The 24,498-nt window shown below is 72.5% G+C and carries 23 protein-coding genes; 12 read left to right on the top strand and 11 right to left on the bottom strand.

Features of this window, described 5'->3' with window-relative positions; all coding sequences use genetic code 11:
- Positions 1-4: 4 nt before the first annotated feature.
- On the bottom strand, positions 5-754 hold the full coding sequence (locus ACGFZN_RS08750) for an SLATT domain-containing protein (protein WP_393857763.1): 750 nt from the start codon (positions 752-754) through the stop codon (positions 5-7).
- A 291-nt stretch (positions 755-1,045) separates the two neighbouring features.
- On the opposite strand from ACGFZN_RS08750, the gene ACGFZN_RS08745 reads away from it, so the two are divergent.
- The 3 genes from ACGFZN_RS08745 to ACGFZN_RS08735 are packed head-to-tail and all read left to right on the top strand — an operon-like array spanning position 1,046 to position 2,696.
- The gene (locus ACGFZN_RS08745) at positions 1,046-1,390 is read left to right on the top strand and encodes a YbaB/EbfC family nucleoid-associated protein (RefSeq protein ID WP_393858107.1); all 345 of its coding nucleotides are present in this window, start codon (positions 1,046-1,048) and stop codon (positions 1,388-1,390) included.
- Between the two features lie 51 nt (positions 1,391-1,441).
- Complete coding sequence (gene recR / locus ACGFZN_RS08740) at positions 1,442-2,041, top strand: recombination mediator RecR (RefSeq protein ID WP_199211360.1); 600 nt, start codon at positions 1,442-1,444, stop codon at positions 2,039-2,041.
- Complete coding sequence (locus ACGFZN_RS08735; RefSeq protein WP_393857762.1) at positions 2,034-2,696, top strand: DUF5063 domain-containing protein; 663 nt, start codon at positions 2,034-2,036, stop codon at positions 2,694-2,696. Before recR ends, ACGFZN_RS08735 begins: the two co-directional genes overlap by 8 nt.
- Positions 2,697-2,737: 41 nt before the next feature.
- Here ACGFZN_RS08735 and ACGFZN_RS08730 read toward each other — a convergent pair whose 3' ends face one another.
- On the bottom strand, positions 2,738-3,127 hold the full coding sequence (locus tag ACGFZN_RS08730; RefSeq protein ID WP_393857761.1) for a hypothetical protein: 390 nt from the start codon (positions 3,125-3,127) through the stop codon (positions 2,738-2,740).
- Positions 3,128-3,329: 202 nt separating this feature from the next.
- Here ACGFZN_RS08730 and ACGFZN_RS08725 point away from each other — a divergent pair, with 202 nt between their 5' ends.
- The 4 genes from ACGFZN_RS08725 to ACGFZN_RS08710 all read left to right on the top strand — a co-directional run bounded on the left by ACGFZN_RS08725 (position 3,330) and on the right by ACGFZN_RS08710 (position 7,907).
- Positions 3,330-4,601, top strand: a complete 1,272-nt coding sequence (locus tag ACGFZN_RS08725) for an aspartate kinase (protein WP_393857760.1) — start codon at positions 3,330-3,332, stop codon at positions 4,599-4,601.
- Positions 4,602-4,632: 31 nt separating this feature from the next.
- Positions 4,633-5,691, top strand: a complete 1,059-nt coding sequence (locus tag ACGFZN_RS08720) for an aspartate-semialdehyde dehydrogenase (protein ID WP_393857759.1) — start codon at positions 4,633-4,635, stop codon at positions 5,689-5,691.
- Between the two features lie 336 nt (positions 5,692-6,027).
- Positions 6,028-6,705, top strand: coding sequence for a SigE family RNA polymerase sigma factor (locus tag ACGFZN_RS08715; protein WP_393857758.1), 678 nt, complete (start codon positions 6,028-6,030; stop codon positions 6,703-6,705).
- Between the two features lie 128 nt (positions 6,706-6,833).
- Positions 6,834-7,907: a hypothetical protein gene (locus ACGFZN_RS08710; protein WP_393857757.1), complete on the top strand. Its 1,074-nt coding sequence runs from the start codon at positions 6,834-6,836 to the stop codon at positions 7,905-7,907.
- Positions 7,908-7,940: 33 nt separating this feature from the next.
- On the opposite strand, the gene ACGFZN_RS08705 is transcribed toward ACGFZN_RS08710, so the two are convergent.
- Together ACGFZN_RS08705 and ACGFZN_RS08700 are read right to left on the bottom strand one after the other, a co-directional pair.
- On the bottom strand, positions 7,941-8,726 hold the full coding sequence (locus ACGFZN_RS08705) for an SURF1 family protein (protein ID WP_393857756.1): 786 nt from the start codon (positions 8,724-8,726) through the stop codon (positions 7,941-7,943).
- 47 nt (positions 8,727-8,773) lie between these two features.
- A complete protein-coding gene (locus ACGFZN_RS08700) occupies positions 8,774-9,616 on the bottom strand; it encodes a class I SAM-dependent methyltransferase (protein WP_393857755.1) in 843 nt (280 codons plus the stop codon).
- 83 nt (positions 9,617-9,699) lie between these two features.
- On the opposite strand from ACGFZN_RS08700, the gene ACGFZN_RS08695 reads away from it, so the two are divergent.
- The gene (locus tag ACGFZN_RS08695) at positions 9,700-11,514 is read left to right on the top strand and encodes a prolyl oligopeptidase family serine peptidase (protein ID WP_393858106.1); all 1,815 of its coding nucleotides are present in this window, start codon (positions 9,700-9,702) and stop codon (positions 11,512-11,514) included.
- 28 nt (positions 11,515-11,542) lie between these two features.
- Here the strand turns inward: ACGFZN_RS08695 and ACGFZN_RS08690 are convergent, their stop codons facing one another.
- Positions 11,543-13,342, bottom strand: coding sequence for an NAD-binding protein (locus ACGFZN_RS08690; protein ID WP_393857754.1), 1,800 nt, complete (start codon positions 13,340-13,342; stop codon positions 11,543-11,545).
- A 162-nt stretch (positions 13,343-13,504) separates the two neighbouring features.
- On the opposite strand from ACGFZN_RS08690, the gene ACGFZN_RS08685 reads away from it, so the two are divergent.
- Positions 13,505-14,515, top strand: coding sequence for a permease (locus tag ACGFZN_RS08685; protein WP_393857753.1), 1,011 nt, complete (start codon positions 13,505-13,507; stop codon positions 14,513-14,515).
- Complete coding sequence (locus ACGFZN_RS08680; RefSeq protein WP_393857752.1) at positions 14,512-15,234, top strand: TIGR03943 family putative permease subunit; 723 nt, start codon at positions 14,512-14,514, stop codon at positions 15,232-15,234. The genes ACGFZN_RS08685 and ACGFZN_RS08680 overlap by 4 nt, the downstream gene beginning before the upstream one ends.
- Positions 15,235-15,399: 165 nt before the next feature.
- Here ACGFZN_RS08680 and ACGFZN_RS08675 read toward each other — a convergent pair whose 3' ends face one another.
- Together ACGFZN_RS08675 and ACGFZN_RS08670 are read right to left on the bottom strand one after the other, a co-directional pair.
- Positions 15,400-15,927 (bottom strand): NUDIX hydrolase, encoded by a 528-nt coding sequence (locus ACGFZN_RS08675; RefSeq protein WP_393857751.1) that lies wholly within the window; start codon positions 15,925-15,927, stop codon positions 15,400-15,402.
- 10 nt (positions 15,928-15,937) lie between these two features.
- The gene (locus tag ACGFZN_RS08670; protein ID WP_393857750.1) at positions 15,938-17,986 is read right to left on the bottom strand and encodes an NAD(+) synthase; all 2,049 of its coding nucleotides are present in this window, start codon (positions 17,984-17,986) and stop codon (positions 15,938-15,940) included.
- A gap of 188 nt (positions 17,987-18,174) precedes the next feature.
- Between ACGFZN_RS08670 and ACGFZN_RS08665 the strand changes: the two genes are divergently transcribed.
- Positions 18,175-18,843 carry a methyltransferase family protein gene (locus ACGFZN_RS08665; protein WP_393857749.1) on the top strand — a complete coding sequence of 223 codons (669 nt, stop codon included), beginning with the start codon at positions 18,175-18,177 and terminating at the stop codon, positions 18,841-18,843.
- A gap of 73 nt (positions 18,844-18,916) precedes the next feature.
- Here ACGFZN_RS08665 and ACGFZN_RS08660 read toward each other — a convergent pair whose 3' ends face one another.
- The 4 genes from ACGFZN_RS08660 to ACGFZN_RS08645 all read right to left on the bottom strand — a co-directional run bounded on the left by ACGFZN_RS08660 (position 18,917) and on the right by ACGFZN_RS08645 (position 22,951).
- Positions 18,917-19,849 carry a hypothetical protein gene (locus tag ACGFZN_RS08660; RefSeq protein ID WP_393857748.1) on the bottom strand — a complete coding sequence of 311 codons (933 nt, stop codon included), beginning with the start codon at positions 19,847-19,849 and terminating at the stop codon, positions 18,917-18,919.
- A gap of 100 nt (positions 19,850-19,949) precedes the next feature.
- Positions 19,950-20,573, bottom strand: coding sequence for a hypothetical protein (locus tag ACGFZN_RS08655; protein ID WP_393857747.1), 624 nt, complete (start codon positions 20,571-20,573; stop codon positions 19,950-19,952).
- A gap of 253 nt (positions 20,574-20,826) precedes the next feature.
- Positions 20,827-22,446 (bottom strand): WD40/YVTN/BNR-like repeat-containing protein, encoded by a 1,620-nt coding sequence (locus ACGFZN_RS08650; RefSeq protein ID WP_393857746.1) that lies wholly within the window; start codon positions 22,444-22,446, stop codon positions 20,827-20,829.
- 124 nt (positions 22,447-22,570) lie between these two features.
- Positions 22,571-22,951: a hypothetical protein gene (locus tag ACGFZN_RS08645; RefSeq protein ID WP_393857745.1), complete on the bottom strand. Its 381-nt coding sequence runs from the start codon at positions 22,949-22,951 to the stop codon at positions 22,571-22,573.
- 801 nt (positions 22,952-23,752) lie between these two features.
- On the opposite strand from ACGFZN_RS08645, the gene ACGFZN_RS08640 reads away from it, so the two are divergent.
- Complete coding sequence (locus ACGFZN_RS08640) at positions 23,753-24,181, top strand: STAS domain-containing protein (protein WP_393857744.1); 429 nt, start codon at positions 23,753-23,755, stop codon at positions 24,179-24,181.
- Positions 24,182-24,498: the final 317 nt, after the last annotated feature.

The raw sequence follows: 24,498 nt of genomic DNA, 5'->3' as shown, positions 1-24,498 counted from the left end.
GGGCCTACCGCGGCTCCGGCGGTCGCTGGCGGGGCATGTTCGGGCGGGTGCCGTTGGCCGGGGGGACCGGGAAGCGGCCGGCCGGGCCGCCGATCTCCTGGCGCGGCATGTACGCCACCGCCGCCTGCAGCCCGAGCGGCGCGGAACCGGTGCGGAACTCGACCATCCAGTCGGTCGTCTCGGTGCGGATCAGTTCCGTGACGTCCTCGCTGAAGCGCCGCAGCACCCCGAGGCAGCGCTCCGCCGCCTCGCTCGCCGTGCCCTCCGCCGGGCCCAGCACCTCCCGGATGCTCTCCGAGGCCCAGTCGAACTGCAGCGCCTGCAGCCGCCGGTGCACCGCCTGCGCCGTCGCCACGTCCCGCATCCAGCCCGAGGTGAGCCCGAAGTACCGGTCGACGCCCACACACGCGACCGCGACGAGCAGGGCGAGGCAGCCCCAGGGAGCCACCCCGCGCGTCGCCCCGGTGAGGTCCAGCAGCGGCAGGGCCGCCCCGGAGACCGCGCCGGCCGCCGCGCCCGCCCGCAGCAGCTGGGCGCCGCGCCGCTTCCACACCCGGTCCCGCAGATACCAGGACGCCGTCTGCAGTGCCCCGCGCTCCACCCACCGGTACAGCTCGTCCAGCCGCTCGGCGGGCTCGCCCCAGTCGCCGAGCGGAAACGCCCGCCCGGTCAGATCGCCCGGCCGCAGCCCGGCCGCACCCTCGCCCCGCCCGTCCTGAGGCGGGCCCTCGGGCTGCATCTCCGGCTGACCCACCGGGCACTCCCTACTCGTCACGACTGGACTCATCACGGCTGGCTGATCACGACGGGACCGATCACGGATGATCATGACTGGTCACGTTCGGTGACATTCCATGACGGCGTGCGGCGTCCTTCCTACCGCCCAATGGGTGGCGGAGAGGACGCTTTCCCTGCTTTTCCGCCCGGAAGTGGGCCTTGATCAGGTATAGGGCTGTCGTACTTGTCACCCGAAAGAGTGGCGGGGCGACGGCGGCGGGGACCACGTAGGCTCATGCTCAGCGGAGAGAACGTAGAGGAGCTGATCGTGTTTCCCGGTGGTGGCCAGCCCAACATGCAGGAGTTGCTCCAGCAGGCCCAGAAGATGCAGCAGGATCTGCAGCGGGCGCAGGAGGAACTGGCGAACACGGAGGTCGACGGGCAGGCGGGCGGCGGCCTGGTGAAGGCCACCGTGACCGGCGCCGGCGAGCTGCGCGCGCTGAAGATCGACCCGAAGGCGGTCGACCCCGAGGACACCGAGACCCTCGCCGACCTGATCGTCGCCGCCGTGCAGGCGGCCAACGAGAACGCCCAGACCCTCCAGCAGCAGAAGCTCGGCCCGCTGGCCCAGGGCCTCGGCGGCGGCACCGGCATCCCCGGTCTGCCGTTCTGAGGCCGGGGCAACTAGCGTACGTACCGAAAGGTCTCAAGGAAGGTCAGTCCGTTGTACGAAGGCGTGGTCCAGGACCTCATCGACGAGCTGGGGCGGCTGCCCGGCGTCGGTCCCAAGAGCGCGCAGCGGATCGCCTTCCACATCCTGCAGGCCGAGCCGGCGGACGTGAAGCGGCTTGCGCAGGCGCTCCTGGAGGTCAAGGCGAAGGTCCGCTTCTGCGCGACCTGCGGCAACGTGGCGCAGGAGGAGCTGTGCAACATCTGCCGCGACCCGCGCCGCGACCCCTCGGTCATCTGCGTGGTCGAGGAGCCCAAGGACGTGGTCGCCATCGAGCGCACCCGTGAGTTCCGTGGCCGCTACCACGTGCTCGGCGGCGCGATCAGCCCGATCGAGGGCGTGGGTCCCGACGACCTGCGTATACGAGAACTTCTCGCGCGGTTGGCCGACGGGACGGTCACGGAACTGATCCTGGCCACGGACCCGAATCTGGAGGGCGAGGCGACGGCGACGTACCTCGCCCGCATGATCAAGCCCATGGGCCTGAAGGTCACCCGCCTGGCCAGCGGCCTCCCGGTGGGTGGCGACCTGGAATACGCGGACGAGGTGACCCTCGGCCGCGCCTTCGAGGGGAGACGACTCCTAGATGTCTGACGCCACACTGCACGCGACCGGTCAGAACCCGGACGATTTCGCGGTCCAGATCGCGGACCAGATCGAAAGCTTCCTGGTGGCCGTCACGGAGGTGGCGAGGGGCGACGAGCCGGGCTCGACCGTCCCCTTCCTCCTCCTGGAGGTCTCCCAGCTGCTGCTGGCCGGCGGCCGCCTGGGCGCGCACGAGGACTTCGTCCCCGAGGAGCGCTACGAGCCCGACGTGGGCCCGGACGCCGACGTGGACGAACTCCGGGAGAACCTGGCCCGCCTGCTGGAGCCGGTCGACGTCTACTCCGAGGTCTTCGACCCGTACGAGCCCCGCAAGGCGCCGGTGCCGGCCCGGATCTCGGACGACCTCGTCGACGTCATCGCCGACCTGCGCCACGGCATGGCCCACTACCGCGCGGGCCGCACCGCGGAAGCCCTGTGGTGGTGGCAGTTCTCCTACTTCTCCAACTGGGGCGCCACCGCCTCCGCCGTGCTGCGCGCCCTGCAGTCGGTCCTCATCCACGTCCGCCTCAACCAGCCCCTGGAAGAACTCGACGGCCTCGACACCGACCAGTCCGACATGGGCGACGAGACCCTGGAGATCGAGGCGGGCCGCGTCATGGCCGAGGAGATCGGCGAACCGCTGGGGATCCGCCCCGGGCAGTGACCGAGACCAGCGCCGCCACGTCGACGTACGGCGCGCTCGGCTCAGGCCGGACCGGCGGGCAGTGCGGAGGGGCGGCTCGGCGAGGAGACCGATGATCTCGTCGCGAAGTTCGTCGACGAGGGGGCTGTTCTCGTAGGCGTCACGGCCCAGGGCCCCCGCCGAGCAGTGTCCTGACCGGCCGCCGGCTCAGTGCCGGCGGCCGTCGTACCGCAGCATCGGCGGCGCAGGATCTCGCCGAGCCAGCCGGCGGTGAAGGCCGCCAGGTCCTCGACGGGTCCGCTGCGCTCGCACGGCACGATGTCCGGACGCTCCCGCGTCGGCGCGAAGTTGCAGATGTGCAGTTCACTGCGCCGTACGGTGCCCTCCTCCAGGGAGGCGCCGAGCGCGGGGAAGCGGGCTCCCTGGTGACCGAGGTCCACCACCAGGCGCATCTCGTCCCCGCGGTGCCGCCGTCCTCGTCGAGTTCGCCGCGTCCGGGCCCGCTGTGACCCGGGGCACTTTCCGAGTGGTGGGCCGCGGGCTGGGCAGGTGCCGGATGCGGGCGCCGGATGTCTCACCATGCGGGAGCAGGGTGGTGGAATTCGGGCGCTCGATAGACTGAGCCGACACAAACGAACCGAGCGAGGAGCGCACGTGGGCCTTGTCGTGCAGAAGTACGGAGGCTCCTCCGTAGCCGATGCCGAGGGCATCAAGCGCGTCGCCAAGCGGATCGTGGAAGCGAAGAAGAACGGCAACCAGGTTGTCGTCGTCGTTTCCGCGATGGGCGACACGACGGACGAGCTGATCGATCTCGCCGAGCAGGTTTCTCCGATGCCTGCCGGGCGTGAGTTCGACATGCTGCTGACCGCCGGAGAGCGTATCTCCATGGCCCTGCTGGCGATGGCGATCAAAAACCTGGGTCACGAGGCCCAGTCCTTCACCGGCAGCCAGGCCGGCGTCATCACCGACTCGGTCCACAACAAAGCCCGGATCATCGACGTCACTCCGGGCCGGATCCGCGAGTCGCTCGACAAGGGGAACATCGCGATCGTCGCGGGCTTCCAGGGCGTCAGCCAGGACAAGAAGGACATCACCACGCTGGGCCGCGGTGGGTCCGACACGACGGCCGTGGCGCTCGCCGCCGCGCTCGACGCCGAGGTCTGCGAGATCTACACCGACGTCGACGGCGTGTTCACCGCCGACCCGCGCGTGGTGAAGAAGGCGAAGAAGATCGACTGGATCTCCTTCGAGGACATGCTGGAGCTGGCCAGCTCCGGGTCCAAGGTGCTGCTCCACCGCTGTGTGGAGTACGCCCGCCGCTACAACATCCCGATCCATGTCCGGTCCAGCTTCAGCGGGCTGCAGGGCACCTGGGTCAGCAGTGAGCCGATTGGGGACAAGAAGGTGGAGCAGGCCATCATCTCCGGTGTCGCGCACGACACCTCCGAGGCCAAGATCACGGTCGTCGGTGTGCCGGACAAGCCGGGTGAGGCCGCCGCGATCTTCCGGGCCATCGCCGATGCCGAGATCAACATCGACATGGTGGTGCAGAACGTGTCCGCCGCCTCCACCGGCCTGACGGACATCTCCTTCACGCTGCCGAAGACCGAGGGCCGCAAGGCCATCGACGCCCTGGAGCGCAACAAGCCGGGCATCGGCTTCGACTCGCTGCGCTACGACGACCAGATCGGCAAGATCTCCCTGGTCGGCGCGGGCATGAAGACCAACCCGGGCGTCACCGCCTCCTTCTTCGAGGCGCTGTCCGACGCGGGCGTGAACATCGAGCTGATCTCGACCTCCGAGATCCGCATCTCGGTCGTCACCCGCAAGGACGACGTCCCGGAGGCCGTCCGCGCCGTGCACACCGCCTTCGGGCTCGACTCCGACTCGGACGAGGCCGTGGTCTACGGAGGCACCGGCCGATGACCGCCGCCCCGACGTACGGAGGCGTACGACGATGACCGGCAAGCCGACGCTCGCGGTCGTGGGAGCGACCGGAGCCGTCGGCGCGGTCATGCTCCAGATCCTGTCCCAGCGCGCGGACATCTGGGGCGAGATCCGCCTGCTCGCCTCCCCGCGCTCGGCCGGCCGCAAGCTGGCCGTGCGCGGTGAGGAGGTGGAGGTGGCGGCCCTGAGCGAGGAGGCCTTCGACGGGGTCGACATCGCCCTGTTCGACGTCCCCGACGAGGTCGCCGCGCACTGGGCGCCGGTCGCCGCGGCGCGCGGCGCGGTCGTCGTCGACAACTCCGCCGCCTTCCGGCTGGACCCCGAGGTGCCGCTGGTGGTGCCCGAGGTCAACCCGCACGCCGTACGGTCAAGGCCGCGCGGCATCGTGGCCAGCCCCAACTGCACGACCCTGACGATGATCGTCGCCCTGGGCGCGCTGCACGCCGAGTTCGGCCTGCGCGAGCTGGTGGTGTCGTCGTACCAGGCGGTGAGCGGGGCCGGGCGGGCCGGGGTGGACACGCTGCGGGCGCAGCTGTCCCTGGTGGCCGGCACCGAGCTGGGCACCAAGCCCGGCGACGTACGGCGGGCCGTCGGGGACGACACCGGGCCGTTCCCGGAGCCGGTCGCGCTGAACGTCGTCCCGTGGGCCGGGTCCCTGCGGGAGGACGGCTGGTCGTCGGAGGAGATGAAGGTCCGCGACGAGTCCCGCAAGATCCTCGGGCTGCCCCAGCTGCCGGTCGCCGTGACCTGCGTCCGGGTGCCCGTGATCACCACCCACTCCCTCACCGTCCACGCCCGCTTCCAGGGCGAGGTCACGGTCGACGGCGCCCGGGAGATCCTCGCGACCGCGCCCGGCGTGGTGCTGTGCGACGACCCGGCCGCCGGGGAGTTCCCCACCCCCGCGGACGTCGTCGGCACCGACCCGACCTGGGTGGGCCGCGTCCGCCGGTCCCTGGACGACCCCACCGCCCTGGAGTTCTTCGTCTGCGGCGACAACCTCCGCAAGGGCGCCGCCCTGAACACGGCCCAGATCGCGGAGCTGATCGCGGCGGAGCGGAACGACGCCTGAGCCCGGTCCGCCGACCGCCCGGTGCGGAGATCGGAAAGAGCTTTATAGGATCTGTGTAAGAAGTGTGACCGGGGCTGTGGTCCGTACCACTTGAACCACGGCCCAGGGCACCAGAGGATTTCCCTCCCCGTCCCCGCAACCGTGCGGCGGACGGGGAGCGTCTTTGCGGTCACTCTTCGGGCGTGGGGACGCCATGAGGGCTGGTGTGGGGACATCCGCCGAAATCAGACACAGCGGAAGAGCGGGGCGCATGACGGCACTTGAGGCACCGCCGGTTGTCGCACATGTGACGTCCGGCACGTACAACCCTCTCGGGGGTAAACGTGTCCAACAGGCGTGGCAGAGGTACTCGAACTCAGCGCGGCCCGCGGCGCGGCGGCCCTTCGGCCCCCCCGTGCGGCGCTCCGGCCCCGCGGCGGCATGCCGGTGATCGCGCCCATGCCCGCAGCGCGGCCCGCCCGCATACCCAGTCAGCGTGACGGCTCCGACGAGACCACGGCGGCCACGGCGACCGAGGCCGCCGGTACGACCGTCGACCACCTCACCGAGACCTACCGGGCGCACTACCGCTCCCTGCTCGGCCTCGCCGCGCTGCTCCTCGACGACACCGCCTCCTGCGAGGACGTCGTCCAGGAGGCCTTCATCCGGGTGCACTCCGCCCGCAAGCGCGTCCGCGACCCCGAGAAGACCCTCGCCTATCTGCGGCAGACCGTCGTCAACCTCTCCCGGTCGGCGCTGCGCCGCCGCATCCTCGGCCTGAAGCTGCTCTCCAAGCCGATGCCGGACATGGCGAGCGCGGAGGAGGGCGCCTACGACCAGCTGGAGCGCCGCGACCTCATCAAGGCGATGAAGGGCCTGCAGCGCCGCCAGCGCGAGGTCCTGGTGCTGCGCTACTTCGCGGACATGACCGAGGCCCAGGTCGCCGAGACCCTCGGGATCTCGCTGGGCTCGGTGAAGGCGTACGGCTCGCGGGGCATCGCCGCGCTCCGGGTGTCCATGGGGACGCCGTCATGAGCGTCCGCGGCCCAGGGGGCGATTCCGCCGGACGCCACTCCCACGAACGTCACGAGCCCTTCGCCTGGCACGAGCCGACGGACCGGCACGAGCAAGAGCACACGTCATCGCACGCTGGGAACGGAACTGTGAACCACGGCCCCGACCACCAGGGCCCCGAAGAGCGCGACCAGGAACTCGGGGCGCTTCCGGACGACGAGCTGGCGCTGCGGCGACTGCTGCACTCCGCGGTCGACGACCTCCAGCCACGCACCGGCACACTGGAGCACCTGCGCAAGGCCGTGCCCGCGCGCCGGGCCCGCAAGCGGCAGGCCGCCGTCGGCATGGCCGCCGCGGCGCTGTTCATCGGCACGGCGATCCCCGCCCTCGTCCACGTCTCCGGCTCCGGCGGCACCGACCCCAACACCGCCATGGCGGGCCAGTCCTCCCAGGCCCAGGGCGGCACCGGGCAGGGCAAGAGCAAGGGCGGCGGCACGGGCGGCCGGAAGGACGGCGGCAGCACCGACGTCAAGCCCGGCAAGGACTCCGGCAAGCAGGGCGCGAAGGGCCGCGACAGCGGCAGCGGCGGCGCCGCCGGTGGCGCCGACCCGTCCGCCACGCTCTCCGCCGGCGGGGTCCCGGTGTGCACGACGGCCCAGCTGGGCTCCGCCACCGGCACCGCCGACGCCCCCGACTCCGCGGGCGTGGTCTACGGCACCTTCCGCGTCGTCAACGTCTCCTCCACCGCCTGCACCGTCGCCGGCGAGGGCACCATCACCCCGACCGCGGTGGGCGCTGCCGACCCGGCCAAGATCAGCGTGGCCCGGCACGTGGCCGGGGACGCGGCGACCGGCCTGCCCGACCCGTCCATGGAGGTCCCCGGGCTCGTTCTGCAACCGGGCGCGGCCTACGAGGAGAAGTTCGCCTTCGTACCGTCGGAGACCTGCCCCACGAGCGGCGGCACCGGCACCCCCGGCGGTTCCGACACCGGCGGCCCCACGCCCGACCCGAGCCCGAGCCAGGAGGCGAGCGGCTCCGGCGGCTCCTCCGACGCCGGCGGCGCGGCGGGCACCACACCCCAGCTGATGACCGCGGACGGCACGTCCGACGGCAGCGTCCAGATCACCCACACCGCGCAGGGCGGCTCCCCCGCGGCCACGGCGACGGTGGCGGGCGAGTGCGCGGGGACGGTGTACTACACCGGGGTGCTGGCGGGGGCGTAGCACCCGGGGGAGCACCCCGAAGGGGCGCGGCGGTCAGGAACGCACCGGTGCCGGCGTCTCCTCCGGCACCAGGCCCAGCGCGGCGTCCCGCGCCGCCTCCACCTCGCGGCGCAGCAGCCGGAACCACATGAACACCACGAAGCCGGCGAAGACGAACCACTCGCCGGTGTAGCCGAGGTTCTGGAAGGCCTTCAGGTCCAGCCCGGTGCCCGCGGGCGCGGTCGCCGGCACGGCCTTCATCCCGGCGTCGGCCTTGTCGAGGGTCACCCACGCGTCGTACAGCCGGTACGGCACCAGGTTGACGAGCGACGCCGAGCTGATCGCCGCCGTCTGCCCGGCGGGCAGCCCCCCGGCCGCGCTGACCCCGTTGTCCCCGGGCGTCTCGGACGCCTGCAGCGCACCGGTGACGGTGACCTCACCGCTCGGCGGCGCGGGCGCCTTCGCGGGGTCGGCCTTGCCCGGCAGCCAGCCCCGCACCACCGGCAGCGCCTTTCCGGAGCCGGTGCGCAGCAGGGTGAGGACGTAGAAGCCGTCCCTGCCGTCGAGCTGCCGGTCCGGCACCAGCAGCTGCGTGCCGTAGTGCCCGCTCGCGGTGACCCGCCGCCCGGAGGTGGCCTTGTCGACGGGCAGCATCGAGTCCAGCGGGCGTGCCGTCTCCTGCCGGTCGGACGCGGCCTGCCGGGTGGCCGCGCGGCTGTCGTGCACCCGCCCCTCGAACCGGCTCAGCTGCCAGGACCCCATGAAGATGCAGAACGGGATGGCGAGCAGCACGAAGACGTTGATGCCCCACCAGCGGGTTGTCAGCAGAAACCGGTACACGCCTTCCACGGTACGGCTCGCGCGCGGACGCCCCGCCCGCGGGTCGGTCATCGGCTCTTCGTGGCCTTCAGCGAGTAGATCAGCGGGATGCGCGGATGGTCGGCCGGGAAGCGGTGGTAGCCGTCGCGCACCTCGAAGTTCGCGAAGCGCGGGAACAGCGACACGTCGTGCTCGTGCAGGAACTCGATCCGCAGCCCGGTCGCGGCGAGCGCGGAGACGACGTCGCCGAGGGTGTGCTGCCACTGCACGCTGCGGTTGTGGACGGTCGCGGCGGTCAGGTCGGCGTAGCTGCCGGGCTCGTCCCACACCTGGGCGTTGCGGTCGAAGTAGTCGCGGACGACGCGCGTGCCGGTCTCGCCGTCCAGGACCTCGGTGATCGGGTGGAACTCGGCGAGGTACAGGAACCCGCCGGGCGCGACGAGCGAGGCGGCGGTCTCGGCCCAGCGGCGGACGTCCGGCAGCCAGCACAGGGCGCCGAGCCCGGTGTAGACGATGTCGTACGACGGCTCGGGCACGGCCTCGGCCGCGTCGTACACGTCGCCGGTGACGAACGCGGCGCGCTCGGGCCCGTGACCGAGGCCGGCGGCGAGGGACCGGGCGGCCTCGACGGCCGGCGCGGAGAAGTCCAGGCCGACGACGCGGGCGGCGCCGCGGTGGAGCCAGGAGAGGGTGTCGGTGCCGATGTGGCACTGCAGGTGCAGCAGCGTCCTGCCGGTGACGTCGCCGACCTCGTCCTTCTCGAAGTCGCGCAGCACGTCGGGGCGGGCCCGGAAGCCGTCGAGGTCGTAGTACTCCCCGGCGACGTGCACGGGCACACGCTCGTCCCACATGGCCCGGTTGTCCTCGCGCCAGCCGTCGGGTGCGGACGGGGACGACGTCTCTGTGGTCATGATCGAGAAGTTATCCACAGGCTGCGCGCACCCGCCACCCAATTGTCGGTGCGGCCAGGCAGTATGGGCGCATGACTGGGGAGATGAGCGAGAGCAACGGGCCGGGCGTGCGGGGCACGGACGGCATGCCGGACTGGGAGAAGCGCTTCCGGGCGCCGCGGGTGTCGCTGCCCGACTGGGCGGAGGACGCACCGGACCGCTGCCTGTTCGTGTCGAACGCGACGGGCACGTACGAGCTGTACGCATGGGACCGTGCGACGGGCGCCCAGCGCCAGGCCACCGACCGGCCGAACGGCACGACGGACGGCGTGCTCTCCCCGGACGGCGCGTGGATCTGGTGGTTCGACGACAAGGACGGCGACGAGTTCGGCATCTGGCGCCGCCAGCCCTTCGGCGGCGGCGCCGACGAGCCGGCCGTCCCCGGTCTCGCCCCCTCCTACCCGGCCGGTCTCGCCCTGGCCCGCGACGGCCGCACGGCGGTCGTCGGCCGCTCCACGGACGAGGACGGTACGACGATCCACCTCGCCCGAGAGGGCGAGGACCCGGTGGAGATCTACCGGCACCGCGAGTCGGCGGGCGTCGGCGACCTCTCGCACGACGGCTCCCTGATCGCCGTCGAGCACACCGAGCACGGCGACGCCATGCACGCGGCGCTGCGCGTGCTGCGCCCCGACGGCACCCCGGTCGCCGAGCTGGACGACACCAAGGGCGGCACCGAGGAGCTGGGCCTGGAGGTGCTGGGCTTCGCCCCGGTCGACGGCGACACCCGGCTGCTCATCGGCCACCAGCGCCGGGGCCGCTGGGAGCCGCTGGTGTGGGACGTGGCGACGGGGGAGGAGACCGACCTCGCCCTGGACCTGCCGGGCGACGTCAGCGCCGAGTGGTACCCGGACGGCTCGGCCCTGCTCGTCGAGCACGGCTTCGAGGCCCGCAGCGAGCTGTTCCGCTACGACCTGGCGACCCACGAGCTGACCCGCATCCCCACCCCGCGCGGCTCGCTCTCGGGCGCCACCGCACGCCCCGAGGGCAGCGTGGAGTACCTGTGGTCGTCGGCCGCCGAGCCGCCCGCGGTCCGCTCCACGTCCGGCGGTGTGGTCCTGGACCCGCCCGGCCTGGCCTGCCCGCCGTCGGTGCCGGTGGAGGACGCGTGGGTGGAGGGCCCCGGCGGCCGCATCCACGCCCTCGTCCAGAAGCCGGCGGGCGCCACCGGCCCCCTCCCCACGGTGTTCGACCTGCACGGCGGCCCGACCTGGCACGACAGCGACGCCTTCGCCGCGGGCCCGGCCGCCTGGGTCGACCAGGGCTACGCGGTGATCCGCATCAACTACCGCGGCTCCACCGGTTACGGCCGCGCCTGGACCGACGCGCTGAAGCACCGGGTCGGCCTGATCGAGCTGGAGGACGTCGCCGCGGTCCGCGACTGGGCGGTCTCCTCCGGCCTCGCCGACCCCGGCCGCCTGGTCCTCACCGGCGCCTCCTGGGGCGGCTATCTCACCCTGCTCGGCCTGGGCACCCAGCCCGACGCGTGGGCGGTGGGCATCGCGGTCGTGCCCGTCGCGGACTACGTCACCGCGTACCACGACGAGATGGAAGCCCTGAAGGCCATGGACCGCACCCTGCTGGGCGGCACCCCCGAGGAGGTCCCCGAGCGCTTCGAGGCCTCCTCCCCGCTCACCTACGTCGACCAGGTGAAGGCCCCGGTCTACATCTCGGCCGGTGTCAACGACCCCCGCTGCCCGATCCGCCAGATCGACAACTACGTCAAGCGCCTGGAGGCCAGAGGCGCCGTCCACGAGGTCTACCGCTACGACGCCGGCCACGGCTCCCTGGTGGTGGACGAACGCATCAAGCAGGTGAGGCTGGAACTGGACTTCGCCGAACGCCACCTGCCCGCGTAGGGGCGAGGGCCCGGCGCGGGCCGGCGGCTCAGTGGAGGTCCGCCAGCCCCCGGCGGGTCGCGGCGACCACCACCCGGTCCCCCTTCTCCAGCACGTGGTCCGGCGCCGTGTCGGTGCGGCCCTCCAGCGCCAGCACCCGCCAGGACCCGGCGCGGAAGGCCTGCCGTACCGTGCGGCCCTCCAGCTGGGGATGCCCGGCGACGTCCACGGCGGCGAACAGCAGCACCCGGCGTTCGACCGCGACGGCGCCGAGCACCTGCCGCCCCAGCATCGCCCCGGCGAACGCGGGCGCGGCCAGATGCGTGACGCTCCGGCTCCGGGTCAGCGCCTGCGGATAGGCGGCGCGCAGGGTGCGGTACACGGCGGTGGCGAAGTCGTCGTCGTACAGCCGCAGCACCACCCGCAGATCGGGCCGTACGTTCCGCGCGTACAGCACCGCCTCCAGGTTCGTGGTGTCCGCGCTGGTCACCGCGAGCAGCGCGTACGCCCGGTGGATCTTGGCGGACTCCAGGACCCCTTCCTGGGTGACGTCCCCGAGCACCACCGGCACCCGCAGCCGCCGCGCGGTCGCGAGCCCCCGCGCCTCGGGGTCGGACTCGACGCACACGACGGGGATGTTCAGCTCGCGCAGCCGGGTCAGCACCCGGGTGCCGATCTTCCCCAGCCCGAGCAGCACCACGTGGCCGCCGAGCCCGCGCGGCGGTTTGCGCAGGGCGGAGGCGGTGCGGAAGGTGCCCAGCGCCTCCAGCACCGCCGCCAGCAGCACCGGAAGCAGCAGCAACCCGACCAGACCGGAGAGGAGTTGGAGGATCTGCCGGCCCAGCGGCGCGCCCAGCGCCGGGTCGTCGATCGCGAACAGGTCCAGCAGGGTCAGATAGAAGGCCCGCAGCGGATGGATGCCGGGCGTGACCACCCACAGGGCGACGGCGAGCGCCACCACGCACGCCACCATGCCCGCCAGCGACCACCGCAGCCGCCGCGAGAACAGCGAGGCCAGCGGCGGCACCCCGCCCCGGCCGGGCGCCGCCGACTCGCCGCCGCCCGCCGAGGACACCTGCTCCAGCACCACGGCCGTCCGCCCGGCGGCCTGCCGTACCTCGTCGTCGTCCGGCAGCAGCCGCGGCTCCTGCTCCCCGCCGTGCCCGGGGTCCGCACCGGCGGGGGAGAGCAGGGCGAGCGTGCACAGTCCGGTGCCGGCCTGCCGTTCCACGGCCCGCAGCAGCAGTCCCTCGGTCTGCACGACCTTGCTGGTGCCGGCGACGGCGGTGGCGGCGAGCGCGGGCGCGGCGGTGTCGGCGTCGGACAGCACCGTGGTGGACGCGTCCGCACCGGCGTCGCCCTCGCCGCCGCCCGCCGCCAACGCGGCCGCCTGGTCGAGGAGTTCCTCGATGTGCTGGCCCAGCCGCCGGTTGTACAGGCGCAGGACGAGCCGCAGGCGCGGGTTGAGGCGGCGGGCGGTCAGCGCGGCCCGGATGTTGGTCTCGTCGTCGTCGTAGACGAGGGCGAGCGCGGCGGCCCGCTCCACACCCGCCTCCGCGAGCACGGCCTCGGTGATCTCGTAGGCGGTCAACACCCGCGCGGTGTCACCGCCGTTGGCGCTCGTTGCCGTCGCCGTGCCCGCGGTGCCGGTGCCGCCCGGGCCGCGTCCGACCGCGGCGCTGACCATCCGGTCGAACAGCGCCGCCGACGCCGACCGGGCCCGGCCGACCACCGGAGGGCGTGCGGTGCGCTCGTTCGGCGGCACCACCAGGGTGACCTGCTCGCCGTGGACCCCGCGCAGTTCGGCGGCCAGCCGGTGCGCGAGCCCGTCGTCCCCGGCCACCACCATGTGCGGGGCGCTGGGCCCACTTTGATACGGAACGCTCGCCACGAGGGAAAAGACTGCCCCAAGGAGAGGAGTGGTTCCAGCGGCGATGTGAACACACGGGGGACGATGCGCGTACCCAGGGGGAGGGAGCGAACCAGGACAGCCAGCCGGAGGGAACCGCTCGTGGCCATCACCGAAGACGCCCCGCCCGGCGCCGACGTCGGCTCCCCGCCCGGCCCCGGCAGCCCGAGGATCACCTCCCCGCTGGTGCTGACGCTGGTCCTGCTGCTGGCGGTGCTCGCCCAGTCCCCGATCCGCGGGCTCCTCGGCACCCCGCTGATGCAGAGCTGGATGACGGTCTTCGTCGCGGTGACGCTCCAGGCGCTGCCGTTCCTCGTCCTCGGGGTGCTGCTGTCGGCGGCGATCGCGGTGTTCGTGCCCCCGGCGTTCTTCGCCCGCGCCCTGCCGCGCCGCCCGGCGCTGGCGGTGCCCGTGGCCGGGATCGCGGGCGCGGTGCTGCCGGGCTGCGAGTGCGCGTCGGTGCCGGTGGCGGGCGCCCTCGTCCGGCGAGGCGTCACCCCGGCCGCCGCCCTGGCCTTCCTGCTCTCCGCCCCGGCGATCAACCCGGTCGTGCTGACCGCCACCGCCGTCGCCTTCCCGCGCGACCCGGAGATGGTGCTGGGCCGGTTCGCCGCGAGCCTGCTGGTGGCCTGCGCGATGGGCTGGCTGTGGCAGCGGCTCGGCCGCACCGACTGGCTGCGCCCGCCGGCCCACGGCGCGCACGAGGGCGCGACGAAGGGGGAGGCATTCTGGAGTTCGGTACGGCACGACACCGTGCACGCCGGCGGCTTCCTCGTGCTGGGCGCCATGGCCGCGGCCACGCTCAAGGCGGCGACCCCGGCGGACTGGCTGCGCACGGCGGCCGGGAACCCGGTCTTCTCCGTGCTCGCCCTCGCCGTCCTCGCCGTACTGCTGTCCATCTGCTCGGAGGCGGACGCGTTCGTCGCGGCCTCCCTCACCCAGTTCTCGCTGACGGCCAAGCTGGTGTTCCTGGTGGTGGGCCCGATGATCGACCTCAAGCTGTTCGCGATGCAGGCCGGCACCTTCGGCCGTGGCTTCGCCCTCCGCTTCGCCCCCGCCACGTTCGCGCTGGCCGTCGCGGGCGGGCTCGTGACCGGGGCGGTGCTGCTGTGAACCGCCAGTCCCAGTCCGCCGTCATGTTCCTGCTCGGCGCCGCCCTGCTGCACGCGGGCAGCACCGGCCTGTATCTGCGGTACGTCAAGCCGGGCCTGCGTCCGCTGCTGCTGGCCTCCGGCGCGGTCCTGATCGCGGCGGCGCTGGCCACGGTCTGGTACGAGCGCCGGCGCGCCAAGGCGGCACCGGCCCGCGGGGAACACCACGCGCACCCCGAACCCCGGGTGTCCTGGCTGCTGTTGCTGCCCCTGCTCGGCCTCATCCTCGTCGCGCCGCCCGCCCTCGGCTCCTACAGCGCCCTGCGCTCCGGCACCGCCCTGCAGAAGACGTACGTCTACGGCAAGCTGCCCGCCGCCGACCCGGCCCCGCTCTCCGTGATCGACTACGCCTCCCGCGCGGCCTACGGCCACGGCCGCACCCTGAAGGGCCGCACGGTCCGCGTCACCGGCTTCCTCGCCCTGGACCGCACGGGCGCGCCGTACCTGGTCCGCATGGCCCTCAACTGCTGTGCCGCGGACGCCCAGCCGGTGAAGATCGCCCTGACCGGCGACCTGCCCCCGGTGCTCCGCCCGGACGCCTGGATGGAGGTGACCGGCGCCTACACCCCCCGCCTCACCCACGACCCGGTCAACAACGGCCCCATCCCCTACCTGAAGGTCGTCTCCGCCCGCCCGGTCCCGGTGCCGCACGACCCGTACGACGAGACCTGGAACACCTGACCCGGCACCACGGTGGCGTCGGCCGCCCACCGGGCACCGGACGGCGCGGGCCCGCCCGCCACCACAGCGGCGTCTGCCTGCCCGGTCGCTGCACCGGGCGGCGCCGCCCCGTCTGGCACCACAGCGGCGTCGGCTGTCCCATCGGCACCACGGCGGGGCCGGCCGTCACTCCAGGTCCAGCAGCAGGGCCATCACGCCCACGAGCGTCGCGCTGCTGACGATCTCCCGCCGGGCGATCATGCCGCGCAGGCCGGCGAGCGGAATCCACTCCACGCGGTCCGACTCGTTGCGTTCCGTCGGCGCGCCGACGCACCGCGCACCGTCCGCGCGGAACACGAAGTGCCGGGAGTCGGTGATCCCCGCCGCGGGCTCGGCGTAGACCAGCTCCCGCATCGAGCCCGGACGCCAGCCGGTCTCCTCCCGGAGTTCCCGCGCGGCGGCGGCCTCGGGCGTCTCCCCGTCCTCCACCAGACCCATGGGCAGCTCCCAGGCCCAGGTGTCGGTGACGAAGCGGTGCCGCCACAGCATCAGCACCCGCTGCCGGTCGTCGACGGCCGCGGCGACCGCCAGGTCCCGCAGCCGTACGACGTGGTAGTCGGTCCGGGTGCCGTCCGGCTGCTCCACGTCGAGCGAGCGCACCCGCAGCCACGGGGTGTCGTACAGGGCGCGCTCGCCGTGGATCGTCCAGCGCATGCCGGGCCCCCTACCGGGCGGCTTCGTCGAGGTCGAAGCGCTCCAGGTCCCGCAGCCAGGCCTGGGCCGTGCCGTCCGACGGGGCGCGCCAGTCGCCGCGCGGGGAGAGGGAGCCGCCCGCCGAGACCTTCGGGCCGTTCGGCATCGCCGAGCGCTTGAACTGGGAGAAGGCGAAGAAGCGGCGGATGAACACCTCCAGCCAGTGCCGGATGGCCGCGAGGTCGTACGTGCCCCGCTTGTCCTCGGGGAAGCCGGGCGGCCAGGCGCCCGCGTCCTTGTCGTGCCAGGCGTGCCAGGCCAGGAAGGCGATCTTCGAGGGGCGGAAGCCGTAGCGCAGGACGTGGAAGAGGGTGAAGTCGTGCAGCGCGTACGGGCCGATCTTCGACTCGGTGGACTGCAGCTCCTCGCCGGGCACGAGCTCCGGGCTGATCTCGGTGTCGAGGATCGCGGCCAGGATGCTGCCGGTCTCCTCGTCGAACTGGCCGCTGCTGATGACCCAGCGGATGAGGTGCTGGATCAGGGTCTTGGGCACACCGGAGTTGACGTTGTAGTGGCTCATCTGGTCGCCGACGCCGTACGTCGACCAGCCGAGCGCCAGCTCGGACAGGTCGCCGGTGCCGAGGACGATGCCGCCGCGCTGGTTGGCGAGCCGGAACAGGTAGTCGGTGCGCAGGCCCGCCTGGACGTTCTCGAAGGTGACGTCGTACACCGGCTCGCCGGAGGCGAAGGGGTGGCCGATCTCCTTCAGCATCAGCCGCGCGGTCGGCGTGATGTCCAGCTCGGCGGCGGTGACGCCGAGGGCCCGCATCAGCCGGTGCGCGTTGTCCTTGGTGTGGTCGCTGGTGGCGAAGCCGGGCAGGGTGAAGGCCAGGATGTCGCTGCGCGGGCGGCCGGCGCGGTCCATCGCCCGGGCGGCGACGATCAGCGCGTGCGTGGAGTCCAGGCCGCCGGAGACGCCGATGACCACCTTCGGGCCGCCGATCGAGGCCAGCCGCTGCTGCAGCCCCGCGACCTGGATGTTGTACGCCTCGTAGCAGTCCAGGGCGAGACGGTCGGCGTCCGCGGGCACGAACGGGAAGCGCTCGAGGCGGCGGCGCAGGCCCAGGTCGGCGGTGGCCGGCGGGGCGAGTTCGAAGGACACCGTGCGGAAGTCGCCGGTGCGCGCGGCATGGGTGCGGCCGTTCTCGCCGAACGTGCCCATCCGCTGCCGCTCCTGCCGCAGCAGGTCCAGGTCGACGTCGGCCACCGCGTACTGCTCGCCCAGCGGGAACCGCTCCGTCTCGGCCAGCAGCACCCCGTTCTCGTAGACCAGGGTCTGGCCGTCCCAGGACAGGTCGGTGGTCGACTCGCCGAGCCCGGCCGCCGCGTAGACGTACGCCGCCAGGCAGCGCGAGGACGCCGAGCGGCACAGCAGCTTTCGGTCCTCCGCGCGCCCGACGGTGATGGGGCTGCCGGAGAGGTTGACGAGCACCGTCGCGCCGGCGAGGGCCGCCTCCGCGCTCGGCGGCACCGGCACCCACATGTCCTCGCAGATCTCCGCGTGCAGCACCAGGCCGGGCACGTCGGCCGCCGCGAAGAGCAGGTCCACGCCGAACGGCACCTCCGCGCCGCCCAGCCGGATCGTTCCGCCGCGCTCGGCGTCACCGCCCGCGATCTGCCGCCGCTCGTAGAACTCCCGGTAGTTCGGCGGGTACGACTTCGGTACGACGCCCAGGATCCGGCCCCGGTGCACGAGCACCGCGCAGTTGAAGATCCGGTCGCGGTGGCGCAGCGGCGCACCGACGACCAGCACCGGCAGCAGCCGCGCCGACTCCGCCACGATCGTGGCGAGCGCCTGCTCGACGTCGTCGAGCAGGGCGTCCTGCAGCAGCAGGTCGTCGATCGCGTACCCGGACAGGCACAGCTCGGGGAACACGGCGACGGCGACGCCCTCGTCGGCGCAGCGGCGGGCATGGCGCAGGACCGCCTCGGCGTTGGCACGCGGGTCGGCGATGACGGTGTGGCCCGTACACGCGGCGACGCGCGCGAAGCCGTGCTGGTAGATCGACCAGAAGCTCAACGGGACCTCTTTCCGAAGCGACTCTCCTACAGGAGGAAGCCTAAGGGGAGCCCTGCGCGCACCACCCACCTGCGGGTTCGTCCCGTCGACCGCACCCCGGCTCCACCCACGGGTGCAGGGCGGCGGAGGTTTCTCCATCGGCCCCCGGGTGCTGGTGATCGCCGGCCCGCGCGGCGCAGTCTGGAGCCATGGGTTCCTCGCTTCATGCGGCGCTCGTCGTCCTCATCGTCGTCTGCGTCTGGGTCTTCGTCGCGGCCTGGCTCGCCGGCGCCGTCTACTTCGGCGTGAAGGGCCACGCCGGTCCGCGCGGCTGGATACGCGGACTGCGCCGCACGCTGCCGCACCGGCTGACGCTGCTCGCGGGCGCGGTCCTCTTCTCCGCCCTGGTCCGGCACACCGGCGGCTTCTGGCGCCAGCTGCGGTACTGGCAGCCGGAGTTGGCGCTGCTCGGCGGCCTGCTCGCCGTCGCCTCCACCGCCCTGCTGCTGTGGGCGCGCTGGGTGCTGGGCACCATGTGGTCCAGCATCCCCACGGTCCGGGAACACCACGAGCTGCGCACGGACGGCCCGTACCGGCTGGTCCGCCACCCCATCTACACCGGGCTGCTCGGCCTGGTCGTCGGCGGCATGCTCGCCGACGGCTTCGGCGTCTGGATCGCGATCCTGGCGGTTGCCGTCCCCTGGCTGCTGAGACGGGTCCGGGCCGAGGACGCCCTGATGGCCGGGCAGTTCGGAGCCGCCTACGACGCCTACCGCGCGCAGGTACCGGCCCTGATCCCCCGGATACGCCCGCTTCGCCGCCGGCCCCCTGCCGCACCGGCCGCCCGCGCCGGATCCGGAGCACCCGAGGAGATGTGACGCTCGCCGGGGCATGACACGCCGGGGGAGCGGTGCGCCCTGCCCGCGACCGCGGCCAGGGCGCACCACCGGATCAGCCGACGTGCAGGGTGAGGGCCGTGGTGTGCAGCGTGCCCCCGGTCTGGAACTGGAGGAACAGCCGCCAGTCGCCGGACCGCGCGAACTCGGCGTGGAAGGAGAGCGTCGGTCCGCCGTGGCCGCCGTCCGCCTCCGTCTCCGGGTGGAGATGGGCGAAGGCGAGGTCGTCCTGGTGGAAGGCGGTCAGATGGGCGTAGGTGCCGAGGTACGGCTGGAGGTCGGTGACCGGCCTGCCGTTCCGGGTGACGGTGGCGGTCAGCTGGTGCGCCATGCCTGCCATCGGTGCGCCCTTCACTGTCACCGTGTATCCGTCGACGGTGGTGGTGCCGGACGCCTTCGGCAGCGGCGAGGCCGTCGCCGTACCGGGCACTCGCACGGTGCGGCTGAGCACGAAGCTCTTGCCCTTGCCGGCGCCGCTGTCCGGGACGAAGGAGGCGTACAGCCGCCAGGTGCCCGGCCGCAGCGCGGCCAGCGGCGCGGTCCAGGTGCCGTCACCGCCCATGGTGGGGTGCAGGTGCTGGAACCCGGTGAGGTCGGAGCGGATGGCGTAGAAGTGCATCCGCTTGGTCTGGTCGACGGCGAAGCGGGTGACGGGCCTGCCGTCCGGGCCGGTGATGCCGAAGCGATAGCCGGCCGCCTTCCCGGCAGGCAGGCCGGCGCTCCTGGCGGTCATCCGGTAACCGCTCTTCTCGGCGGCCAGACCGTCACCGGCGGCCGCCGGCTCCATACCGGGCATCGAAGCCATCGAGTCGTCCGACGCCGAGGGGGACGGCATGGCGCTGTGCTCCATGCCGGCCATGCCGGAGCCGTGCCCGGAGCCGGAGCCGGAGTCGGAGCCGGAGCCGCAGGCGGCGAGGCTCAGGGTGAGGGCGGCGGTGACGGCGGCCGCCGCGACGGTGTGACGGGTCCTGCGAAGTCGCTGGGACATGTGTGTGTCTTTCCAGGTGGGCGCCGAGGGACGGCGCGGAGGAACGGAGGAGAGCCGTGCGGGACCGCGGCGCTGGGCCGGCCGGATCCCGGAGGTCTCGTCACGTCCGCGCGACGCACACCTGAAGCAACAGCTCACGCCCGCTCCCCGGCGGACCACGCCGCCGGGCGCCGTCCGCCCCCGACCGCCCCCACGGCACCAGCAGGACGACCGGCACCACGAGAACACCGGCCACGACCGGCGGCACCGGCATCTCGGACCGGCTGGTCGTGGCCTGACACAGCGCACCCCGCGCGCCCTCGCCCGCGTGGACCGGAACCTTGACGGCCACGGGTGCGGCCCCTCGCTGCATCCCGTGCGGGAGGGAGGCGTGGGTGCCGCCTGCCGCCCTGGTCTCATGGGCGGGGCGCGCAGCCGTACCGGAGTGATCGGCCCTGCCGGAGTAATCGGACCGGCCGGAGTGGTCGGTCCAGCCGGAGTGGTGGGCCGGATGTCCGGCCATGCCGGAGTGGTCCGCCGGGTGTCCGGCCAGCGCGGCCGGGGCCGGGTGCAGGACCGCGGAACCGACGTCCGCGTCCGGCATGCCCCCGTGGCAGCCGCTCGCCGCCGCGGCGGGACCGCCGTGCATGAGGAACAGCCCGAGCAACAGCGCGACGAGCACGGCGGGGCGCACCACTCGGTGGCGGGCCCCGCGCGTGCCGGCGACGGGCTGTGTGGCAGTCACGGGTTCACCCTACGAGGAGGCCGGCGCGCGGAGCCGCATGAGGGGGGCCGACCGGGCGACGGGCGGGTGCTGTCCGGCCACCGCTCGCAGGGTGAAAGCCGCGGTGTGGATCCCGCCCCGCGCCTGCCCGGTGACCGATCGCCGCGCAAGGCCGAGGCCCCCGGACCGTGTGCGGACCGGGGGCCTCGTGGCGCCGTTACCCGATGGCCTTGACGGGTTGCCGGGTAGGGCGCGGTGGGGACGGGGTGCGGCGTTACGGGGTCGGGGTCTTCCAGATGCCGCGGCCGTGCGTGGCCACGTACACCTGGCCGCCGTCCGGGCTCGGCGCGAGGTAGACCGCCGGCGAGGTGGGCAGGTCGGTGCCCAGGCGGGCCCAGTGACCCGTCGAGGTGCTGGTGAACACGCCCAGGTCGGTCGCGACGACCAGCGTGCCGTCCTTGGTGATCAGCGCGGCGTTGGCCGGGGCGTCCGGGAAGGAGTCGGAGGCGGCGGGGTCACCGCTGACGTCCGTCCAGGTCGCGCCGCCGTCCGTGGTCCGCCAGACGTGGCCGTAGCCCGCGCCGGGGCCCTCGTTCCAGTGCCGCGAGAAGCCGTTGATCACCGCGTAGACCGTCTTGCCGGAGGCGTCGGACGGGTCGATGGCCAGGCCGGAGACGTAGCGGTCGGGGAAGGCGGCGGGCAGGCTCACCTGGTGCCAGGTGCCGCCGTAGTCGGTGGCGATGCCTCGCGCGAAGGTGCCGTCGACCGCGGAGCAGGGACCGCACCAGGCCGCCCACGTCACATGGTTGCGGCTGACGACCGCCGAGGCGGAGTGGCCGGCGCCCAGGTCGTAGAGCTTGGTCCAGTCGGCGCCGGAGGTGCTCTGCCAGGTCCTGGTGTTGCCCCAGACGTACTGGCCGCCCGCCACCCACAGGCCGTTCGGGTCGGTCTCGTCCGCGCCGAACGGCGCGGTGAAGCGGGCTCCCGGGTCGCCGGGCGCGATGTCGGTGATGACGTCCTCGGAGCCGTCGTCGCTCGCGGTGTAGCCGCAGTTGTTCGTGATCTGCAGCGCCAGGTCGACGTACTCGCCGACCGTCTGGCAGCCGTTGTCCGGGTTGACCAGCTGGTCGCCGCCGTCACCGCCGTACGGGGAGACCATCTCGCCGTTCGGGTTGAGCTGCTGCCCCTGGTAGGTGGCGCCCTTGGGCGCGAGCAGGGAGACGCCGTTGTCCTGCAGCCCGCCCCAGACCGCGTCGCCGCTGCCGTCGGTCATCCGGCCCGCGCGCACCGAGTAGTACTGCAGGTCGCGCAGGGTGCCGGACTCGTTGAGGTTGCGCCAGCCGGCGGTCGTCTGGGCGGTCGGCCGGGCGTAGGCGCCGCCGTCGTTGCCGACGAACACCTCCGGCGTGCCGCCCTTCCACTGCGAGAAGGCGAGGGCGTGCTGGTCGGAGTGCATCACGTCGCCGTCGCAGGTGTTCTCGGCGGGGTCGTACGAGAAGCACTTCATGCCGAAGTTCCAGTACCGGCCGATCGCCTTCCAGGTGGCGCCGCCGTCGCGGGACTCGAACATCTCCTCGAGGCCCAGGTAGACGTGGTTCGGGTCGTTCGGGTCGACCGCGATGACCTGGTCGTACCAGGCCTGCGAGCCGGGCTGGTAGCCGGAGCCGATCTCGCTGACCTTCATCGCCGAGCCGGACGCCGACAGCGACGACGAGGTCGCGATCTGCTTGAACGAGCCGTTGGCGTCGCCGCTCTCCTCGGAGGCTTCGGCGGACGCCTTCTCACGCAGCGCGGCGGCTTCCGCCTCGACCTGCCGCACAAGATCGGCGACCCGCGCGGCATCCAGCCCCTGAGTCTTTGCGATCCACGCGCGCAGTTCTTCGACCTCGGACACGGCATTCGAACGCCGACGCCCGAACAGCCCTCCCTTTCGAGGCGGCGGCACCGTGACCGTGGCCGACACTGCGGAGGCTCCCGTGGCAGGGCCGACAGCGAGGGCGTCGGTGGTGGAGTCGACCTCAGGAACCCACAGCTGCCATCCCACCGGCATTGGGGGCCACGAAGGGTCGGGCCGCCAGTCCGGCGGCGGCATCCATCCCGCGGGCGGCACAGGCCAACCCGGCGGCGGATTGAAACGGTAAGTAGTCATTCCCCACCCCCTCGCCCCTGAGGCTCCCCAGTACACAGGGCGCCGGATAATCCCGGCAAACACGGAGTGACAGTTTCTTGGTGATCAGCCACCCGATCAGCCGCATATTCCAGTTCGTGACCATTCTGTGACTGTGCGTGAGACTCTTCTGGGAGAGAGACACGCGTTCCAGGCGGAAGCGCTCGATCTTCGCGAGGTGGGCTGCCACGAGTGGCATTGCCTCGTCGTACTCGCCGGGGTCCACCGCCATGGGCCAAGCCGATCAGCGCCCACAGATCGAGTCAAAGCCGGCATCGAGCCATGGGGGCTGGTGACTTTCACTGTGGTTCCCCGCTGCTCCCTGGTCTATCGGGTGCGCTTGCGGGGCAGCGCCGTCGTCAGTATCCGCCCGTATCTTCAGAGCGTTGGGGCGGTCTGCTGTCGCTGTACGGCGACAACGCGACCAAGGGGGGTGGCTCAGAAGAGGTCCCCGAGCCGCATTGGTCCGGGACTTCGTGAAGCTCCGACACCACCCCCCTCTCCAAAGCCTCTGAGGGTGTGCACGCTTTCCAAGTCTGTTGGTGCCTTGCTGGGGGACGTAAAGGGCCGTTCACCTGCGTTCATGGGTGGACGCGTGCCGGTGTGATCTCTACCGGTGGACCCGTCTGAACGGCGCTGCACGTGGATGAAACGGGAACTGAGACGGCCGGGCCCGCGTCCAGGCCGTCTCTACGTCGTGTGACCTTCTGATGGGTCGATGCGGGGGATCTGGTGACGAAATCAGCCCGGCTGGATGCCTTCCTGGCATGGGAACGTCAAGAACTGGTAACCCGGTTCACAGCGCCTGGCGAGGCGTGGGTTTGTGCCCACATGCCTTGGTGCTCGGCCTTTGGTTCGGGCCGGAGCCGAAGGCCGTAGTTGACCGTGCAGTGGGCGATGGGTGGCTGTTCGGGCAGGCCAAGGCAGGGGCGGAGGGTAACTGTCCGCCCCTGCCTCCTCATGCTGCGCAAAGGCGCTTGTCTGGTGACAACCAGGGGAAACGACCTGCGGGCGTTGGGTCCGCAACGCCCCTATGCCGGTGTGGGAGTGGTGGATCGCTGTGCCTGACGCGCCCTCGATAGTGAGGACTCTTGCAGGTAACTGCCTCGTAGGCAGAGTCATCGGCGAGATGGACTATCTGACCAGACCGGTCTATGTGACGCTCTTCGGTGATCTCATCGCCGAGCGAATCCCGCATGTCGTCCTTGACCTGTCGGGAGTGACGTTCTGCGACTCCGCCGGCCTCAACGCTCTCCTGACGGCGCACAGGATCGCAACGAACAACGGCGCATCCCTGGCCCTGGCAAGCGTGCCACCCGATCTGTTGCGCGTGTTGGAGCTGACCGGTGCGGACCAGGTCCTGCCCGTCCACGAAACGGTCGGGGAAGCAGCAACGTTTCTGGAGGGCGAACCTCGCCGTGAGGGTTTACCGGAACCGTCCTTGCATCCGGAACCGAGCTGAGGGGTTCTGAGCTTGGGAAGCCAAGGCGATCGGCGAGCGATGGCCGGGACCTGCACGAGAGCGATGCCGGCGCCTGGTCGCTAGCCGAGTTGTGACCCGGTGTTCCCTGCGGCTCCCCGTACCCTTTGGCACGGGTCTGGCACGTCCGCCCAGCGGCGCCAACCGCAAGGCGGGTGTCAGTGTCTGCTGTTAGCTTGCCTGGCGGAGAGAGACCGGTCAGAGAACCTTCGAGGTCCGCGGTCAAGGGGGGTGGGCACAAAGGTCCCCGGGAGCCACCTCGGGACTATGTTGCAGGCCGCAGACCCCGCCCCCCTCAC

The sequence above is a fragment of the Streptomyces sp. NPDC048192 genome (genome assembly GCF_043202415.1).
In the GTDB taxonomy this organism is placed as follows: Bacteria; Actinomycetota; Actinomycetes; order Streptomycetales; family Streptomycetaceae; genus Streptomyces.
This window is presented reverse-complemented; position numbering and strand designations above follow the sequence as displayed.

What these genes read in the sequence shown, in the direction of transcription:
- ACGFZN_RS08735 (WP_393857762.1), top strand. Translation starts at nt 2,034, where the DNA reads ATGTCTGACGCCACACTGCACGCGACCGGTCAGAACCCGGACGATTTC.
- ACGFZN_RS08730 (WP_393857761.1), bottom strand. Translation starts at nt 3,127, where the DNA reads ATGCGCCTGGTGGTGGACCTCGGTCACCAGGGAGCCCGCTTCCCCGCG.
- ACGFZN_RS08720 (WP_393857759.1), top strand. Translation starts at nt 4,633, where the DNA reads ATGACCGGCAAGCCGACGCTCGCGGTCGTGGGAGCGACCGGAGCCGTC.
- ACGFZN_RS08700 (WP_393857755.1), bottom strand. Translation starts at nt 9,616, where the DNA reads ATGACCACAGAGACGTCGTCCCCGTCCGCACCCGACGGCTGGCGCGAG.
- ACGFZN_RS08695 (WP_393858106.1), top strand. Translation starts at nt 9,700, where the DNA reads ATGAGCGAGAGCAACGGGCCGGGCGTGCGGGGCACGGACGGCATGCCG.
- ACGFZN_RS08690 (WP_393857754.1), bottom strand. Translation starts at nt 13,342, where the DNA reads ATGGTGGTGGCCGGGGACGACGGGCTCGCGCACCGGCTGGCCGCCGAA.
- ACGFZN_RS08675 (WP_393857751.1), bottom strand. Translation starts at nt 15,927, where the DNA reads ATGCGCTGGACGATCCACGGCGAGCGCGCCCTGTACGACACCCCGTGG.
- ACGFZN_RS08665 (WP_393857749.1), top strand. Translation starts at nt 18,175, where the DNA reads ATGGGTTCCTCGCTTCATGCGGCGCTCGTCGTCCTCATCGTCGTCTGC.
- ACGFZN_RS08660 (WP_393857748.1), bottom strand. Translation starts at nt 19,849, where the DNA reads ATGTCCCAGCGACTTCGCAGGACCCGTCACACCGTCGCGGCGGCCGCC.
- ACGFZN_RS08645 (WP_393857745.1), bottom strand. Translation starts at nt 22,951, where the DNA reads ATGGCGGTGGACCCCGGCGAGTACGACGAGGCAATGCCACTCGTGGCA.
- ACGFZN_RS08640 (WP_393857744.1), top strand. Translation starts at nt 23,753, where the DNA reads ATGCCGGTGTGGGAGTGGTGGATCGCTGTGCCTGACGCGCCCTCGATA.